At 53.9% G+C, this 16,855-nt stretch carries 12 protein-coding genes; 2 read left to right on the forward strand and 10 right to left on the reverse strand.

The window, feature by feature from the left end:
- Positions 1-284 precede the first annotated feature (284 nt).
- Positions 285-1,535 (forward strand): MFS transporter, encoded by a 1,251-nt coding sequence (locus NST43_RS27960; protein ID WP_209988565.1) that lies wholly within the window; start codon positions 285-287, stop codon positions 1,533-1,535.
- A 10-nt stretch (positions 1,536-1,545) separates the two neighbouring features.
- Here the strand turns inward: NST43_RS27960 and NST43_RS27965 are convergent, their stop codons facing one another.
- The 4 genes from NST43_RS27965 to NST43_RS27980 form a co-directional block, all read right to left on the reverse strand.
- Complete coding sequence (locus NST43_RS27965) at positions 1,546-3,291, reverse strand: PBP1A family penicillin-binding protein (protein WP_339220582.1); 1,746 nt, start codon at positions 3,289-3,291, stop codon at positions 1,546-1,548.
- Between the two features lie 98 nt (positions 3,292-3,389).
- Positions 3,390-4,019, reverse strand: a complete 630-nt coding sequence (locus NST43_RS27970; RefSeq protein WP_339220584.1) for a hypothetical protein — start codon at positions 4,017-4,019, stop codon at positions 3,390-3,392.
- Positions 4,020-4,122: 103 nt separating this feature from the next.
- The gene (locus NST43_RS27975) at positions 4,123-5,229 is read right to left on the reverse strand and encodes an ATP-binding protein (RefSeq protein ID WP_339220586.1); all 1,107 of its coding nucleotides are present in this window, start codon (positions 5,227-5,229) and stop codon (positions 4,123-4,125) included.
- A gap of 18 nt (positions 5,230-5,247) precedes the next feature.
- Positions 5,248-5,955 carry a response regulator transcription factor gene (locus tag NST43_RS27980; protein ID WP_339225543.1) on the reverse strand — a complete coding sequence of 236 codons (708 nt, stop codon included), beginning with the start codon at positions 5,953-5,955 and terminating at the stop codon, positions 5,248-5,250.
- 182 nt (positions 5,956-6,137) lie between these two features.
- Between NST43_RS27980 and NST43_RS27985 the strand changes: the two genes are divergently transcribed.
- Positions 6,138-7,412, forward strand: a complete 1,275-nt coding sequence (locus NST43_RS27985) for a molybdopterin-dependent oxidoreductase (protein WP_339220587.1) — start codon at positions 6,138-6,140, stop codon at positions 7,410-7,412.
- An 84-nt stretch (positions 7,413-7,496) separates the two neighbouring features.
- Here NST43_RS27985 and NST43_RS27990 read toward each other — a convergent pair whose 3' ends face one another.
- The 6 genes from NST43_RS27990 to pcrA all read right to left on the reverse strand — a co-directional run bounded on the left by NST43_RS27990 (position 7,497) and on the right by pcrA (position 16,806).
- On the reverse strand, positions 7,497-8,387 hold the full coding sequence (locus NST43_RS27990; RefSeq protein WP_339220588.1) for a hypothetical protein: 891 nt from the start codon (positions 8,385-8,387) through the stop codon (positions 7,497-7,499).
- 13 nt (positions 8,388-8,400) lie between these two features.
- Positions 8,401-9,675: an FtsX-like permease family protein gene (locus tag NST43_RS27995; protein WP_339220589.1), complete on the reverse strand. Its 1,275-nt coding sequence runs from the start codon at positions 9,673-9,675 to the stop codon at positions 8,401-8,403.
- Positions 9,672-10,397, reverse strand: coding sequence for an ABC transporter ATP-binding protein (locus tag NST43_RS28000; protein WP_339220591.1), 726 nt, complete (start codon positions 10,395-10,397; stop codon positions 9,672-9,674). The genes NST43_RS27995 and NST43_RS28000 overlap by 4 nt, the downstream gene beginning before the upstream one ends.
- Before the next feature lie 12 nt (positions 10,398-10,409).
- The gene (locus NST43_RS28005) at positions 10,410-12,131 is read right to left on the reverse strand and encodes an alkaline phosphatase (RefSeq protein ID WP_339225544.1); all 1,722 of its coding nucleotides are present in this window, start codon (positions 12,129-12,131) and stop codon (positions 10,410-10,412) included.
- A 215-nt stretch (positions 12,132-12,346) separates the two neighbouring features.
- On the reverse strand, positions 12,347-14,359 hold the full coding sequence (ligA, locus tag NST43_RS28010; protein ID WP_339220592.1) for an NAD-dependent DNA ligase LigA: 2,013 nt from the start codon (positions 14,357-14,359) through the stop codon (positions 12,347-12,349).
- Between the two features lie 77 nt (positions 14,360-14,436).
- Positions 14,437-16,806, reverse strand: coding sequence for a DNA helicase PcrA (gene pcrA, locus NST43_RS28015; protein WP_339220594.1), 2,370 nt, complete (start codon positions 16,804-16,806; stop codon positions 14,437-14,439).
- Positions 16,807-16,855: the final 49 nt, after the last annotated feature.

Consider the following 16,855-nt stretch of genomic DNA (forward strand, 5'->3'; position numbering starts at 1 on the left):
GATCATATCATTTTATTACGTTTGTTGTCAACTTATTTTTCTTCCGCCGCTCAATTCAGCGTCGATGTCTCATAAGCACAAGAGATAATATATCATGCGCTCCAAACGTTTGCAAGTCTTTTTTTGAAAGAAGATTAGACGCCACTTTTTTTGAGGTAATAATGAATAGTTGACCGCTGCCCTGCACAAATTGATTCCCATAATGCTTCATTTGTCGCTACAATAGAATTTATCTGAATATCCATAAGCACCTTACTTATTAGCTGTTCCTGAAAGGAGTTCCAATGTCCAATAAGACTCTGCCTCAAGCTCCCTCCAGCCCCCTGGAGGAATCACGCAATCTGCAGCAGGCTACCATCTACCGCATTTTGCTCGCCGTCAGCTTTGTTCATTTATTCAACGATTCCATTCAGGCACTGATTCCGGCGATGTTCCCTGTACTGAAAGATAACCTGGTGCTCTCCTACGCCCAGATCGGCTGGATTGCGTTCGCACTGAACCTCACCTCCTCGGTGATACAGCCTATTATCGGCTTCGCCGCTGACCGGAAGCCGCGTCCGATCCTGCTGCCGCTGGGGATGTGCTGCACCTTTGCCGGGGTCTTTCTGCTTGCTTTTGCCGGTAATTATGTATTAGTGATTGTGTCCGTAATGCTTGTGGGCTTCGGATCAGCTGCGTTCCATCCGGAAGGGATGCGCGTGGCTCATATGGCTGCCGGTCAGCGGAAGGGGCTGTCGCAATCCATATTTCAGGTGGGCGGCAACGCCGGTCAAGCCTTGGGTCCTCTATTAATGAAGTGGGTATTCATTCCCTTCGGGCAGATAGGCGCTCTCGGCTTCACTGTTATCGCCGCTGCCGGAGTGGCCATTCAGGCCTATGTGGCCCGCTGGTACCGTGAGATGCTGGATGCCGGATATACCTTCCGCAAAAAGTCAGCAACACGCTCCATCGACCCTGCCCGCAGCAAACGTATCCTCATTACAACAGTTATTCTGGTCTTCATCGTATTCGTGCGATCCTGGTACGGCGCCTCCATCGGCGGGTACTATGCCTTCTACTTAATGGACAAATACGGGATGACGCTGGATAAGGCGCAGATCTATATCTTCATCTATCTCGCTGCCGGCGCTGTCGGTACCTTCTTCGGGGGCCCGCTTGCAGACCGTTTCGGCCGCCGCAATCTCATCCTGGTGTCGATGATCGGGACGGTGCCGTTTGCGCTGGCCCTGCCTTTTGTGAACCAGTTCTGGGCGGCCGTGCTGCTGATTATCTCCGGGTTCATTCTACTATCCAGCTTCTCCGTCACTGTGATCTACGCGCAGATGCTGTATCCGGGCAATATCGGGACGGTCTCGGGTCTGATTACCGGCCTTGCCTTCGGGCTTGGCGGAATTGGCTCTGTCGTAATTGGGCATCTGATCGACACGATCGGAATCGCCACGGTGTTCGTAGCCTGCGGCTTCCTGCCGCTGCTCGGCCTGCTGGCTCTGCTGCTGCCCGGTGATAAGAAGCTGGAGGAATGGGCAGCCGAATAAGCAAATCTATTCATAGCATGGAGAGAACCTTGGAGAACATAGCAGCCGCAAACCCGCTGCCGGCAGTCATGTAGTTGTCCGGATCAGAGTGGTCGAAGCCCATCCATACCGCTGCGGTCCATCTAGGGGTATAGCCTACAAACCATAAATCCCGGTTTGCCTTGCCGGGGACTCCTGGCAGATCCAACTGCGTGGTTCCTGTCTTACCAGCGACCGTAACATCCATTCGCGCCCGTCTGCCCGTCCCTTCACTCACTGCCTGACGGAGCATGGCGGTCATATCCGCTGCGGTACGTACCGAGATGGCCTGCTGCGGCGCAGCGACATGTGAATACACCACCTGGTTCTGCGAATTCCTGATACTACGCACCAGATACGCCTTGTTAAGAATGCCTCCATTGGCAAAGACGGTGTAAGCTTGAGCCATCATGAGCGGAGAAACCCCGCTATGCAGACCTCCAAGGGCAATGGCCAGATGGTTGTCTTCTGCAGCGAGTTCCATTCCCAACCTGACGGCAAACCCACGGGCATAACTGACCCCCACCTGCTTCAGCAACCATACCGCTGGGGCATTAATGGACTGCTGCAGGGCAACCCTCATGCTCACCTGCCCACGATATACACCGTTCAGATTAGCCGGACTGTAGCTGCCATAGGTTGTTTTAATGTCAGGCAGGAGACTGTCCGGCGTATATTTTCCGCTCTCCAGCGCCGGACCATAATCTATAATGGGTTTGAGCGCGGAGCCTGGCTGCCGGGAAGGAGTTACGGCTCTGTTCAGACCGCCTGTACGCGGGTTTCGCCCGCCCAACAGTGCAGCCACTTCACCGTTCCGCTGGTCCATGATGACCATGGCTGCTTCAGCTCTCTGGTTTTTGCCATCCGGCGGAAATGCCTCCTCCTGTGAGAATGCCCGCTCCATAGCACGCTGCGCCTCAATATTCATGCCCGTCACCAGCGTATATCCGCCTGTGCACAGCTCCTTTCGCGATAACCCTGTCTGCCTCATTGCTTCCTTAATTGCCGCATCCATATACGACGCCCCGACAATCTCTGTCTTATCCTTAACTGGTGGGATATAGGGGCCTTTCATGGCTGCCCTCATCTGCTCGGTTGTTATCAGCTTGTGCTGCTGCATAATCCGCAGGACCAGATCCCGTCTGCCTGCTGACAATTCAAGGTTGTCTACTGGGTTATAGATGGAGGGTCCTTTGGGAATAGCCGCCAGCGTTGCGATCTGCCCGATCTCCAAATGCTTCAGATCAGTTATACCAAAATAACGCTCCGCTGCAGATTTCACCCCATATTGCCCTTGTCCCATATAAATTTGGTTGAGATACAACTGCAGAATCTCATCCTTCGATAACTGCTTCTCCAGGGTCAATGCTATCGAGGCTTCGTTCAGCTTACGCAGCAGATTCTGCCCCCGGTTCAGATACAACCCTCTTGCCAGCTGCTGGGTGATGCTGCTTCCACCCTCAGATACCCCCATCCGTACGGTATTGTTGACTAATGCACGGGCTATTCCCTGGTAGTCCAGACCTTTATGGCTGTAAAAACGGCGGTCCTCAACAGCAATGAAAGTATCTATGAGCAGCTGCGGCATTTCTCCTAGTCCTGCTTTGATTCGATAGCCCGTTTCAGGCAGTGGTATTCTCCGCAACACTGTTCCGTCAGAGGCCATAATGACGCTTGATTCCGGTAAAATCATTTTCTCCGGATAACGGTCCAGCATCAGCTTTCCATACTGACTCATATAGATAATTCCTGCTAGCATGAGAATGGCAAGGAGGACTGTCAGATCAAAAACGGTATAGCAAATACGTAGCAGTAATCTCCGTCCTGTTCCCATACTCATACCTGCCGAGTCCAATTCTCAAGAAGCTTTTCCAGCCCCAACGCCTCGTGCTTAGCCATCACCAGATGCTGCAGAACTGCACCGGGGATAATATAGACCTCTTCCTCTGACTCCGCCACTGTCTGTTCCAGCGTGCGGATCAACGCCCGTGTCCGCAAAATAAGCGCTATGAACTCTTGTGCATCCGGCTCCTGCATTTGTATTTGCGGTGCAGGGGCCGCTGCTGGCCGCAATCCGACCTGATGAATCCGGCGCAGGCTAGCGGCCAGCCGTCTGAATTCCCCACCCGATTGCACCTCAAGGTCCGTAAGCTCACAGGAGCCGTGAACCGCCAGTTGTTCTGCGGCGCGCAGCAGCGCGGTGGTATCGTTGGCTGCTTTTTGTGAACGGAACAGGAACAGCCCTGCACATACAACGGTGAACATCATGACAGCCGCCGGTCTTGCACCGATATGATTGATGATCCAATGCATGAAACGGACAAACAGCGCAGCCGATTCCGGCGTATACCAGGAATAGAGCATAGTAAAAATCCCCCGCATAAGAAGCAATAGCCCTACACTAAGCAGAGCGCTACCGCAGAATATGTAGAGGTAAAGTGTGCGGATCGTGTGTATTTTTGACATCAGCCAATTTCTCCTGCCTCCCCGGGTCTCATCCCATAGCCCAAGGATATCGGCTAAATCTTAAGAAACACCATTGCCACTTCTTAAGAAATACTGAAGATTGTCAGGAGGATACCGGAAATCGGGTAACAAAGTCAGTCCGGGATCTGGTGCTGTGAGCCGTAATCTCCCCATGGTGCCTTTCCACAATTCCCTTGGTAATCGCCAGACCCAATCCCGATCCCCCGGTAATCTGCGATCTGGAGCGCTCCGCCCGGTAGAACCGCTCAAAAATATGTGGAAGATCCCCCTCCGCAATCATCTCGCCGAAATTGCTGATCCGTACAACTGCATCGTTACCTTCACAGCTGAGTCCAATCTCAAGCCGTTTCCCGTCCTTCCCGTACCGGATCGCATTGGCAATCAGATTCTCATACGCACGTACCAATTCATAAGGAGCCGCTTCAATCCACAGCGATTCGGTATCATCCTGCAGTTCATAAGTCATGCCTTCACGGGTCAGTGCCGGAACCGATTCCTCCGCAAGCTGGCGCATAAATGCCTTGAGATCGAGCCGTTCCAGCACTAACGGCAGTCTGCTGCTGTTAACCCGCGTGTATTCAAACAAGTCGTCAATCAGCTTGTGCAGCACCAATGACTTCTGATAGGCAATCCCTACATAGTAACGTATCTCCGTCTCTTCCCGGCAGCGGTCCTGCTCAATATATTCTAAAAACCCAAGCACCGAGGTCAACGGAGTGCGGAGATCATGCGATACACCGGTAATCAGCTCGTTTTTGGACTCGACAGCCCTGCGTTCTTCCAGCAGCGAATGCTGTAGCCGCTCAGACATAATATTGATATTCTCTGCAAGTACCCCCAACTCGTCCGACGTTCGAACCTCAATCCGGTGCGATTCATCAAGCTTCGTGATCTGCTGGATACCGCTGGTGATCTCTTCGAGGTACGAGACGATTTTACGCGTATAGATGAAGAAGAAAATCAGGAAGCTGGCAATCCCGACAGCAGTCATCAGCGGCGCTGAACCGATATGGTTGATTATCCATTTTAAAGTAAGCGAGTACAGCGCGGAGGGCTCCGCCGGCTTCAGATAAACTAAGGAATTGACCAGCCGATAGCCAGCCAAAAGCAGAGCTGCCCCCGACAAAATACTCAGCACAAAGGCCCAGATAAACTTCCAGCGGATGGTGCTTATATATTTGGTGTTCACTACAGTTCCCCTCAGCTTTCAGGATGGATGATCCAGTTTGTAGCCAATGCCCCATACGGTCTGCACATAACGGGGTTGCTTGGAGTCCAGCTCGATTTTATCGCGGATATTGCGGACATGCACCATCACGGTATTGCCACCATCTAGAAAAGGCTCATTCCACACTTTCAGATAAATCTGCTCCATACTGAGCACCTGTCCCTGATGCCGCGCAAGAAGTTCCAGGATAGAAAACTCGCGGGGTGTCAGCTTCACCTTGCGATTGTCTACACTTACCTCATGCCGAAGTGTATCTATCAGCAAATCTTCAAAGATCAGTTCATGCTCATTCGTTCTGGCAGCAGTGTCCCGATTCAATTTATGGTAACGGCGCAGCTGCGATTTGGCCCGCGCCACCAGTTCCAGCGGATTAAACGGCTTGCCCACATAATCGTCTGCACCGATGCTGAGTCCAAGGATTTTGTCCATATCGGCATTCTTGGCGGAGAGCATAATAATCGGCATGTTGCGTTCTTCACGAATCTTCATGCAGGCGGCAATCCCATCCATATGTGGCATCATCACATCGAGTATAATGAGATCCACTTCTTCCTTGCCAAGGCATTTAAGCGCCTCCCTTCCGTCAAATGCCTTAAGCAGCCGGTACCCCTCATTGCGAAAATAGATATCCAGCAGTTCCACAATCTCCACTTCATCATCTACCAGCAGTATCGTTTCTTGGTTCACGGGCATTTAATCCTTTCCTTAGCTCTTTCCATTAGTCTATAAGAAAAAGTTCAGAGAAGGCAACCATACGGTCGGGCTTGATCGGGATAATATTATTCAGCGGTGTTTTTTTGCGGTACAATTAGTTAAAACTTAAAATAATATGATGTTGGATACTTATTCATCAACGGGAGGGACTGCAGGTGAAAAAAATATTGACCGGCATCCGCAAAGGATACGGCAAGAAGCTCGTCTCGATTCACTTGTGGAATGCCTGGCTGGTCTTAATCCTTGCCGTTAGCGGTCTGATGCTGGTGGGCGGCTTCTGGAGAGAACTGCTGGGTGAGGGGAGAGTGTGGCTAAAATGGGGCCATATCGGGTTCGGTCTGACGCTGTTGATCCCTGTGGTCTATTATCTGCTCCTGGCGGCCAAGCACTGGAAGCGGCTGAAGGGTAAAACTGCGCAAAAAGCCAATGTCCTCTTTGTGCTTACGCTTTTGATCGGCTGGCTGATCTCAGGGGTTGTACTCTGGCAGTTCAGACTCGCCGGGCCGAGAGCAGCGAATACTGCGTTATTCATTCATGATCTGCTAACCTGGGCCGGCCTGCCAGTAATCATCTATCACTCCATTACCCGGGTGAAGTGGCTGAAGGAGCCCAAGAAGCGCACGATTATGGCAGAAGCTGTACCTCTAGAAGAGACCTCATCTCCCGCAGGACAGGCGCGGCCTGTGGCTCCATCTGAAGCCCAGCCTATGTATTCACGCCGTGGGTTCATCAAAGTTGCGGTAGGCGCAGGGCTTGCTGTCACGCTCGGTCCCACTTTTGTCCGCTGGATCGGTAAATCCCTGCAGTTCCCGGGTACAGCCGACTATGCGGCAACCAATGCCAATGCATTGATTCCTGACCCTATTCCGCTGGCAGAATCGGCACCTCCTATCGGCGGGGGAGCCGAGGGCAGCTTTCGCGTATATACGGTCACGGCCATTCCTGCGTTCGACAACTCCAACTGGTCTTTTACCATTGATGGCCTGGTGGATAAGAAGCTGAGCTGGAACTGGGAAGAGTTCGTCAAGCTGCAGCGCGAGGTGCAGGTCAGTGATTTTCACTGCGTGACAGGCTGGTCTGTGTACAAAAATACATGGGAGGGCCTCCCCCTCTCCAAGCTGCTCGATATGGCCGGTGTGCAGCCCGGGGCCGTCATGGTCAAGTTCTACTCGGGAGACGGTGTCTATACGGACTCACTCACCCTGGATCAGGCGAGGATGGACGATATCATGGTGGCTGTGATGCACGATGGCAAACCTATCCCCAATCAGCTCGGCGGGCCGGTTCGTCTCGTTACTCCGCAAATGTATGCCTATAAATCAGTCAAATGGCTGAACCGGATTGAGTTAATCAATGAAGATTATGTCGGGTACTGGGAACAGCGGGGGTACGATAAAGATGCCTGGCTGCCGGGTGCGAAACGGGTATAATGTAGCTTTTGTCCCCTATTTTAGAACAAAAAACCTCCTTTCCCAATTAGGGATTTGGAGGTTTTTTTGTTCTTGCTTAATGGATTACAGGCTGGTGAATGAAGCATCGTACAGGCGGAACATGGTTTTGTAGCCGGACTCATCAATCTTGATTCCAACATCCAGGCGCCCCGATATTTCCAGCGGACCTGAGGTATGGCGGAGCTTACTGCCTTCAGGAACAAACACAATCATAATCTTGTTCCAGTACGTCTCATCCCCATTATCGAACGGACACTCTGCACCCGGTTCGGGAATAAGCAGAAACCAGTTTTTCTCAAAAGAAAGGACCTCACCCATAAATCCCTTAATGGTTACCTGCTGTCCGCTGAGATCCCAGAAGTGCTCTGAGGGCCGGGTCTGATCGTCTCCGTCAAAAAAACCGGTCCAGTCTATGGCCGTATTCCCCGTAGAGGCAGCAACCACGGTAGCCGCTGTTTCCGCAGACGGTGACGGTGACATGCTCAATGCCGGAGCAGATTCAGCCTTGACGGATTCTGCTACAGCACTGCCGCCCCCAGCCTTAGGCGCTGCCGCTGGGCGGGGGCTTTGTACAGAAGAAGAGGCGGCCGGACTCGGGGTAGTGGTTACAGTCTTCCCTGAGGGCTTCCGGGTAGCCGTCCCTACAGGTGCAGCAGTTGGCGATGGAGACGGCTTGAACGTAACCGTCGCCTTAGGTCCGGCATCCGTACCTTTGGATGGAACAGCAGACGCAGCAGCCCCGCCTTTGGAAACTGGAGCAGTGGCCTGCGGGGTAGAGGATGCGGACGTCTCTGCATCCGCCGTGACTTCCTCAGAGCTCTGCGGAGCTTCCGCCAACACCGCAAAGGACTCCCCGTTTCCATTAGTAGCAGCATTCTGACCACATGCCTGAAGCAGCAGCATACTTGCCATAGCTCCCGACAGCAGGAACAGTCTTCCTTGTAGTCGTATCAATTGAACGTACCTCCTATGATTTGAACAAGGCCAGCGGGTGCATCCGGTACATCCGGAAGGCCGGTCCTAGCGAGGACAACAGACCTATAGCCAGCGCCCCAAGCACAATAAGCCAATGCTCCGGTGTCCAGTGGTAGGGCTCGATTTGAATGCCCGCCTGCGAGAACAGCATGTCCTTGAGCAGATAAGCTCCGAGATGACCGATCACAAGCCCTGCGATGAGCCCAGTTGTTGTTACCAGCAGGCCTTCTGCCGTTAAGGTCAGCCATACGTAGGCCCGTGATTTTCCGAGAAGACGCAGTATTCCCACATCCTTGGTCCGCTCCGAGGCTGCTGCAACGAGCGATAATAGAATCGCAATACCGGCGAGCAGCACACAAATGGCCGTCAGCATCCCCAGCAGCCGGGAGCCCTGATCCACTGCATTCAACACATCGGACACAGCCTTGCTGGTATACGCCGCCTGAACACCATTACTGCCATCGAACGCCTGCTTCAAATCATGGGCCCCCAGCAGACTGGCCGGCTTAACCAGCACCGCTGTAATCTCACGCTCCTCAGGCGCCAGCCCGTGTACAGCCCAGGCATAGTCTACCGTTGTAAAGACCGCACGGTCATCGGGAGTATCGAGTTCAGGAAGAATGCCTGCTACGGTGTATTGGAAGCTCTCGTGCGCATGCTCCTCGCCATGTTCTTCTTCATGCTCTTCGTCCTCCACATGTCCGGCTGCTTCCTCAGTCCCATGATTCTCCTCATGTTCAGCTTCTGCGGATTCGTGGTCTTCTCCCTGCACAAGTCCATGCGCCCCTGCAAAGGTATCGCCTACCTTCAGTCCCAGCGACCGGGCGACATATGAGCCTACAATCGTATCACCGGTATCGGCATACATCTTGCCTTCCTGCAGCTTGCTGCCGCCGTAGCGGGTGAAGAAATAACCGGAATCTATCCCGACAATGGGATAGCCCTTGTAGTTATCACCTGTGGTCATCGCAAAGGCGGCTTCCACAGACGGGTCCTGCCGTGCCTGATCCAGAACAGCGAGCGGGATATTCCCGGTTGGTGCGCCAATATGATAAAAGGTATTGAGCACCAGTTGTGTCTCACTGCCCGCAGCTCCTATGACAAGATCAAAGGGTCCATAACCCTTCTTGGCCCCCTGCTCAACACTCTGCCGGGACAGGACAAGCAGTACGATAAAAGCCACCGTAATCGCCACCGCACACACGGTGAGCAAGGACAGGAACCGCCGGTGCAGCACATTGCGTAGCGTAAGCCGGAACAGGCTCATAGTGAAATCCCCTCCTTGTCCACCGAACCTGACGAAGACCGTTGCCGGGGGAACGTCTCCCGGCGCACTTCATTGATATCCCGGATGTTCAAGCGGCGCGGAAACCGTTCAGCCATATTGAGGTCATGGGTTACCACGATTAAGGTGTGTCCATGAGCCGCGCTAAGCTCCATGAGCAGAGAGGAAATCTCATCTGCCGTCTCCCAGTCCAAGCTGCCTGTAGGTTCATCCGCCAGCAGAAGCGGCGGGTTATTCACCATGGCCCTCACAATGGCAACGCGCTGCTGCTGCCCGCGTGAGAGCTGGGAGGGCAGATGTCTTCCGCGGCCCCCCAGGCCCACCTGCTCCAGCCAGCCGTCCACTATGCGCCGTCTCTCCTTTTGCGGAAGCCGGGCCGTCATAGCAATCTCGACATTCTGCCGCGCGGTCAGCGAAGGAATCAAATGGAAGTCCTGCAGCACATAGCCGATAGCAGAAGCACGGAAGGCATCGCGCTTCGCCTCGCTCAACTCATGAAGCGGCTGCCCATCTACGGCAATTCTGCCGCTGTCTGCACGCATGATGCCGCTGATCAGGTGCAAAAGCGTGCTTTTACCGGACCCGCTGGGTCCGGTAATGGCTACGCGCTCTCCCTTTTCAACCTTCCAAAGGGGGATATCAAGAATCGGTACAGCCCTGCCATCCACTGTGAATTGTTTGGTCAAATTCTGAATCTGGAGCAATAAGAGCCACTCCTATCTGAGTACAATGCGTTCGGACAACGCATCCCAAGTTAAGGTCGTGCCCTTCAACTGGTTGAACGCACTAAGCGGAAGGTAGAGTACATTGTTATCCATATCCACCGTGTATGCGGCCGCTTTGCTGTTCAGCTTCGCTGTTTTACCGGTCAGATCGACCTCGATCGTATTCTTTCCAATAGCGAGCTTGGCAGCAGAAGCAGTCCCTGTATAGGTTCCTCCAAGCGCCTTCACCAGTGCCTGTGCCGGGTAGAGCACCTCATTGTCGCGGCTGATTTTGAACTTCGGATAGACATATTTCGACTGCAGCTCTGCGGAACGCTTGTTCAGATCCAGTCCAAGTATTCCTGCTCCCGCCGTTGCGATCTGCGTATTGTCGATCTGTCCTTTCACCTTGTCAGCAATCGGGCCATACGCCCACACCCCAACATCCACCGCAGAGTGGCCATGACCCGACCAGCCCACCAGCAGGCGCTTGGAAATCACTGCATTATATGCACCTTCCCGTTTGTAAGAAGAACCGTCACCGTTCATAATCTGGGTAACTTCCTCATCCGTCAGATCTGTAATCCAGGTGTTTGCGGTTACGATTTTGTGGATCTCTTCCGGTGTCTGCGCTGCTTCAAGATCCGCTGCCAGCGTCTCAGAGGAATGCTTCTGCTTGTTCCACAGATCGATGTTGATCTCATAGATATTGTCACGTGAGAGTGAGAGGCCGCCTGTCTCATGGTCAGCCGTAACCACCACGGAGGTGTTGCCGTTTTTCTTCGCAAAATCAACGGCTGCCTTGAAGGCTGCGTCGAAGTCGAGTGCTTCCTGCACGAGGGTCGGCAGATCGTTGGCATGACCGGCATGGTCGATACGCCCGCCTTCAATCATCATGACGAAGCCGTCTTTATCCGTGGACAGAATATTCAGTGCCTTGGAGGTCATCGCTGCCAGGCTCGGAATTTCCGGAGTGCGGTCTGGAGTATAAGCCACATGAGAGTTGCCGAACAAGCCTAAGACCTTGGTATTTTTGGAAGTGAGCGCATTTAAGGCTGTGTTATTCTCAACGACCGTGTACCCTTTGGCTTTGAAGTCAGGCAGCAGGTTCTTATCCGTACGTTTACCCTTCTCATCCTTGGTCAGGAAGAACTGCTTCCCGCCGCCCATCAGCACATCCACTCCGCTCTCCAGATACTGTGAGGCAATCGCCGATTCATTGTCACGGTTACGGACATGGGATGCGTATACGGCTGGTGTGGCATGGGTGATACGGGCAGTGGTCACAAGGCCGGTGGCCTTGCCCGCGCTCTCCGCAGCTTCGATAATAGAAGCAAAGGGCCTCGAGACATCCTCATTCGAGACGCTGATGCCCGCGTTATAGGTTTTATGGCCTGTAGCAAATGCAGTACCGGCTGAGGCGGAGTCTGTGACGATCCCGGAAACGATTTTCCCGCTGTCCTCTCCCCGGTCTGCATATGTAGTAGCTTGTCCCACGTAGTATGGATCGAGGTTCAGGTGCTTGACACCCTTGGTATATTGCTGAAAATATCTTGCCGCAGACACTTGGGCCGGGCCCATGCCGTCGCCGATCAGAACGATAAGATTCCTAGACTGGGCCTTGGCAGCACCCCCGGAATTAGCCGGGCTCTTGGCCGCACCTGCAAGTGTTGCTCCTGATACTACGGCTGCCGCCAATCCTCCAAAAATCATGCCCCTCATTAACTTGTTCATCATATACCCCTTCCTCATTATGACGGTTCTAAGCCTAAGCTTACCTTGGAAAGGTTAACTAACTGTCAAAATAAGTATGGTGTTGTATTAAATTATCAAATGTTCATGTGAGACATATAAAGGCTATTCATATAAAAAGCCCTGTATCCCTCCGCCGTCAGGCAAAGGAAGTACAGGACTCAGTGTGGTACTCTATCAGTTGATCGTTCTCACCATTACATCTCCAGCAAGCGGATCAGCTCGTCTTCATCCTCAATGACTTGAATGCCGAGCTGCTGGGCTTTGGTCAGCTTGCTGCCTGCCTTCTCCCCGGCGATGACCAGATCAGTCTTCTTGGAGACGCTGCCGGATACCTTGGCTCCCAGAGCTTCCAGGCGTTCGGCGGCTTCCTCGCGGGTCATTTTTTGCAGGGAACCAGTCAGGACAACTGTTTTGCCGCTGAAATAGGTATTGGTATTGACTACACGCGGAGCTTCAGCCCCCTTGGCCTCTACCCCCAGCGCACGCATACGGTCGATGCTAACCACTACGAACGGGTCGGCAAAATAATTCACGATGCTCTCCGCCACAATTCCCCCGATATCCGGCAGCCCGGCCAGCTCCTCCGCTGTAGCAGACATGACGGCTTCCAGGCTGCGGTAATGGTCGGCCAGCATTCTTGTTGTGGCTTTGCCGGTATTAGGAATGCCGAGTGCATAGAGGAAGGATGCCAAATCTCTGCCTTTGCTGTCTTCGAGTGCCTTCAGCAGATTCGCCGCCTTCTTCTCTCCGAACCGCTCCAGCTTCACCAGTTGGTCGAAGGTTAGCTCATACAGATCCGCAGGCTCCCGTACACTAAGCTCCTCATGCAGCTGAGCCGCCGTCTTCTCACTGAACGTCTCAATATCCATGGCATCTCTGGAGGCAAAATGGGTAATCCGGCTGACAATCTGCGGCTTGCAGTCAAGCTTGTTGTTGCAGAACAGATGAGCGCCGCGCATCTCCAGCGGGAACCCGCAGGCCGGGCACTCCTCAGGGAATACAATTTCCCCGCCGTCGCTCTCCTCCGTCACCTTGCCCAGAATCTCAGGGATGACATCATTGGAGCGGCGGATGAATACCCGTGTGCCCAGTGCAAACTTCAGATTCTTGCGCTCAATATCACCCACGTTGTTAAGGGTACAGTTCTGTACCGTAACCCCGGCTAGTTCTACAGCCTCCACCCGCGCGAGCGGAGTCACTTTGCCGGTACGGCCGACATTCCAGCTGACAGATTCCAGGATGGTTGTGGTCTCTTCGGCCTCGAATTTATAGGCAACGGCCCAGCGCGGGAACTTGTCGGTATACCCCAGCGCCTCACGGATGCGGAAGTCCGTGACCTTAATCACTGCTCCGTCAATCAGATAATCCAGACCGGAACGGCTCTCTTCAATCTCTGCCAGCTGCTCGGTCACATCATCGAATTTGCTGAAATAGTTCAGGTAAGGATTGACCTTGAACCGGTTGCTGCGCAGGAAATCCATCATCTCCTGATGATCGCCGAATTGTACACCCTCTGCATACCCCACATTATAAAAGAAGGCATTCAGCCTGCGGTCGGCAGTCATCTTGGGATTCAGGTTGCGCAGCGCGCCCGCCGCCCCATTGCGTGCATTCTTCAGCGGCTCTGCTGCGCGGGTATTATAATCCGCAAGTACAGACAGGTTCATAATCCCCTCGCCCTGCACTTCAATAACGCCTTCCTTGAATGGGATATTCAGCGGGACGGACTTGATTGTCTTCACCTGAGCCAGAATTCCCTCACCTGTTACCCCGTTGCCGCGGGTAGCAGCTTGTACAAGCGCCCCGTCACGATAGGTCAGGTTCAGGGTCAAACCGTCGAACTTCAGCTCCACGGCATAACACGGCTCCGGCAGCGGATTGTCCGGGTTCTTGGTATTATAATCATTCACCAGCTTCAGCACACGGGTGTTCCAGGTACGAAGCTGTTCAATGTTCTGCGCCTTATCCAGACTCCACAGCGGCCCCAGATGGCGGTGTTGCGTGAAGCCCTTCAGCAGCTCCCCGCCTACCCGCTGCGTCGGGGAATGCGGCAATACAATTCCGCTCTCCGCTTCGAAGGCCACCAGCTTATCGTAGAGCACATCGTATTCCTTGTCGCTGATTTGCGGTGCATCCATTGTGTAGTAATGATAATTGTATTGATTCAGCTCGGCTACGAGTTCTTCCATCGTGAACATAATATCCATCCGGCACATCCCTCCGTCAAATAGGTTTCCTACGGTTAGCGTGATCCAAAAGCACTGTCGTTAATCGCAAGCTTGATTTATTCAACTTTGGTGATCGGCGCAAAGCCGGCCAGCAGGCGCTTGACGCCCACCGGCGCCGGGAAGGCAATCTGCAGCTCCGTATCGTTGCCGCTGCCCTTCACGGCTACAATGGTGCCGATGCCCCATTTGCCGTGGGAGACCTTGTCGCCCGCCTTGAAGCCTCCGGCCTCCGCAGCCGCCCCGGCTCCGCCCGTCGTGCGCTGCGCGCCTCCGGTCGTTACCACAACACGGCCCGCGCCAGGCACCGCGCTCGCCGAACTGCCGCTGCCGAAGCTGGCGGACCCGCCGCCTCCCGGCGCGTTCCCGGCAGCAGCGGTGCGGCTGCCGAAGTTCCCCCGGCTGCCTCCGCTTCCGCCGAAGCCTCGCCCGCCATAGGCACCGCCTGCCTCCTCGCCTCCGCGCCGGAAGCGGTCCGATTCACGGACCGTATCTTCCTTCAGCTCCTCCGGAATCTCCTCCAGGAAGCGGGACGGCGCATTCGCGTTCGTCCGCCCGAACAACGTGCGCATCCGTGCGCAGCTGAGGAACAGCTGCTTCTCCGCACGGGTAATACCCACATACGCCAGCCGGCGTTCTTCTTCCAGTTCATCATTGTCCTGGAAGGCACGGCTGTGCGGGAATACCCCTTCCTCCATCCCGATGATGAAGACGGTCGGGAACTCCAGTCCCTTCGCGCTGTGCATCGTCATCAGCACCACCGCATCACTGCGTTCTTCTTCATCGTTCACACTGTCGATATCCGCGATCAGCGCCAGATCGGTCAGGAAGGAGACCAGCGACTTGTCTTCATTGTTCTTCTCGAATTCCATCGTAACGGACAGGAACTCGTCAATGTTCTCCAGGCGTGAACGGGACTCCAGCGTATTCTCATTCTGTAGTTCGAGACGGTACTGGGACAGCTCGAGAATCTTCTCCGTCAGCTCTGTCACCGAGAGGAACTCCACCATCCGGTGCAGGGCTTCGATCATATCGTAGAATTCCACCAGCGTATTGCGGGTCCGTCCGGCGAATCCGAGATCATCCACCGTCTGCAGCGCCCGGAAAATCGAGACGCCCTGGGCAGCCGCTGCTGCCGCCAGCTTACCAACGGTTGTATCCCCAAGTCCACGCTTCGGAACATTGATAATCCGCGTCAGGCTGATATCATCATCAGGATTGGACAGCAGGCGCAGATACGCCAGCAGATCCTTGATTTCTTTACGGTCGTAGAACTTGATCCCTCCGACAATCTGGTAGGGAATATCCGATTTAATCAGAATTTCTTCTATTACACGGGACTGGGCATTCGTACGGTACAGAATCGCATGGTTCTGGTAAGCCTGGCCCTGCTTCACATTCTTGCTGATCTCCCCGCTGACGAAATATCCTTCGTCATGCTCAGTGTCGCCGCGGAACACCTTGATCTTCGCGCCTTCATCGGAGTCGGTCCACAACTTCTTCGGCTTGCGGCCCGTATTGAGAGCAATCACGCCGTTGGCAGCATTCAGAATGTTCGAGGTGGAGCGGTAATTCTGCTCCAGCAGAATCGTCTGGGCTTCGGGGTAATCCTCTTCGAAGTTCAGAATGTTCGAGATATCCGCCCCGCGCCAGCGGTAGATCGACTGGTCACTGTCCCCGACCACGCAGATCCGGTGGTGGCCTTCAGCCAGCATCCGGCAGAGCATATACTGCGCCCGGTTCGTATCCTGATACTCATCGACATGAATATACTTGAACTTCTTCTGATAGAAATCCAGTACATCCGGCTTCTCCTTGAACAGCTCGATCGTCTTCATAATCAGGTCATCGAAATCCAGAGAGTTATTGCTTCTCAGCCGGTGCTGGTATTTGGAATACACCTTAGCCACCAGGCCTTCAAAATAATCGCCGACCTTCTGCTCATACTGCGCCGGTGTGATCAGCTCATTCTTGTTCGAGCTGATCACAGCCTGAATGGCCTTCGGCTCGAACTTCTTAGTATCGATATCCAGATCCTTCATGCAATTGCGGATGACGGACAGCTGGTCTGTCGAATCCAGAATGGAGAAGTTCGAGGTGAAGCCAATCTGATCAATATCCTTCCGCAAAATCCGCACACACATCGAGTGAAAAGTGGATACCCAAATATCCCGGCCCTCGGGCCCTACGAGCTTGGAGACACGATCCTGCATCTCCCGGGCGGCCTTATTGGTAAACGTAATCGCCAGAATCGCCCACGGCGGTGCCTTACGGTTCGCGATCAGCCACGCAATCCGGTGGGTCAGCACGCGGGTCTTGCCGCTGCCTGCGCCAGCCATGATGAGCAAGGGTCCTTCAGTTGCTTCTACAGCCTGACGCTGCGGGGGATTCAGACGGCTTACGGCGTCCTGTATGTTAACAAGTTGCATGTGTTACATGCTCCTTTCTGAATATAAGCTACGCTCATGATCTATAATT

Source organism: Paenibacillus sp. FSL H8-0332 (assembly GCF_037963835.1).
In the GTDB taxonomy this organism is placed as follows: Bacteria; Bacillota; Bacilli; order Paenibacillales; family Paenibacillaceae; genus Paenibacillus_AQ; species Paenibacillus_AQ rhizoplanae.

What these genes read in the sequence shown, in the direction of transcription:
- NST43_RS28005 (WP_339225544.1), bottom strand. Translation starts at nt 12,131, where the DNA reads ATGAACAAGTTAATGAGGGGCATGATTTTTGGAGGATTGGCGGCAGCC.
- NST43_RS27960 (WP_209988565.1), top strand. Translation starts at nt 285, where the DNA reads ATGTCCAATAAGACTCTGCCTCAAGCTCCCTCCAGCCCCCTGGAGGAA.
- ligA (WP_339220592.1), bottom strand. Translation starts at nt 14,359, where the DNA reads ATGGATATTATGTTCACGATGGAAGAACTCGTAGCCGAGCTGAATCAA.
- pcrA (WP_339220594.1), bottom strand. Translation starts at nt 16,806, where the DNA reads ATGCAACTTGTTAACATACAGGACGCCGTAAGCCGTCTGAATCCCCCG.
- NST43_RS27965 (WP_339220582.1), bottom strand. Translation starts at nt 3,291, where the DNA reads ATGAGTCAGTATGGAAAGCTGATGCTGGACCGTTATCCGGAGAAAATG.
- NST43_RS27970 (WP_339220584.1), bottom strand. Translation starts at nt 4,019, where the DNA reads ATGTCAAAAATACACACGATCCGCACACTTTACCTCTACATATTCTGC.
- NST43_RS27995 (WP_339220589.1), bottom strand. Translation starts at nt 9,675, where the DNA reads ATGAGCCTGTTCCGGCTTACGCTACGCAATGTGCTGCACCGGCGGTTC.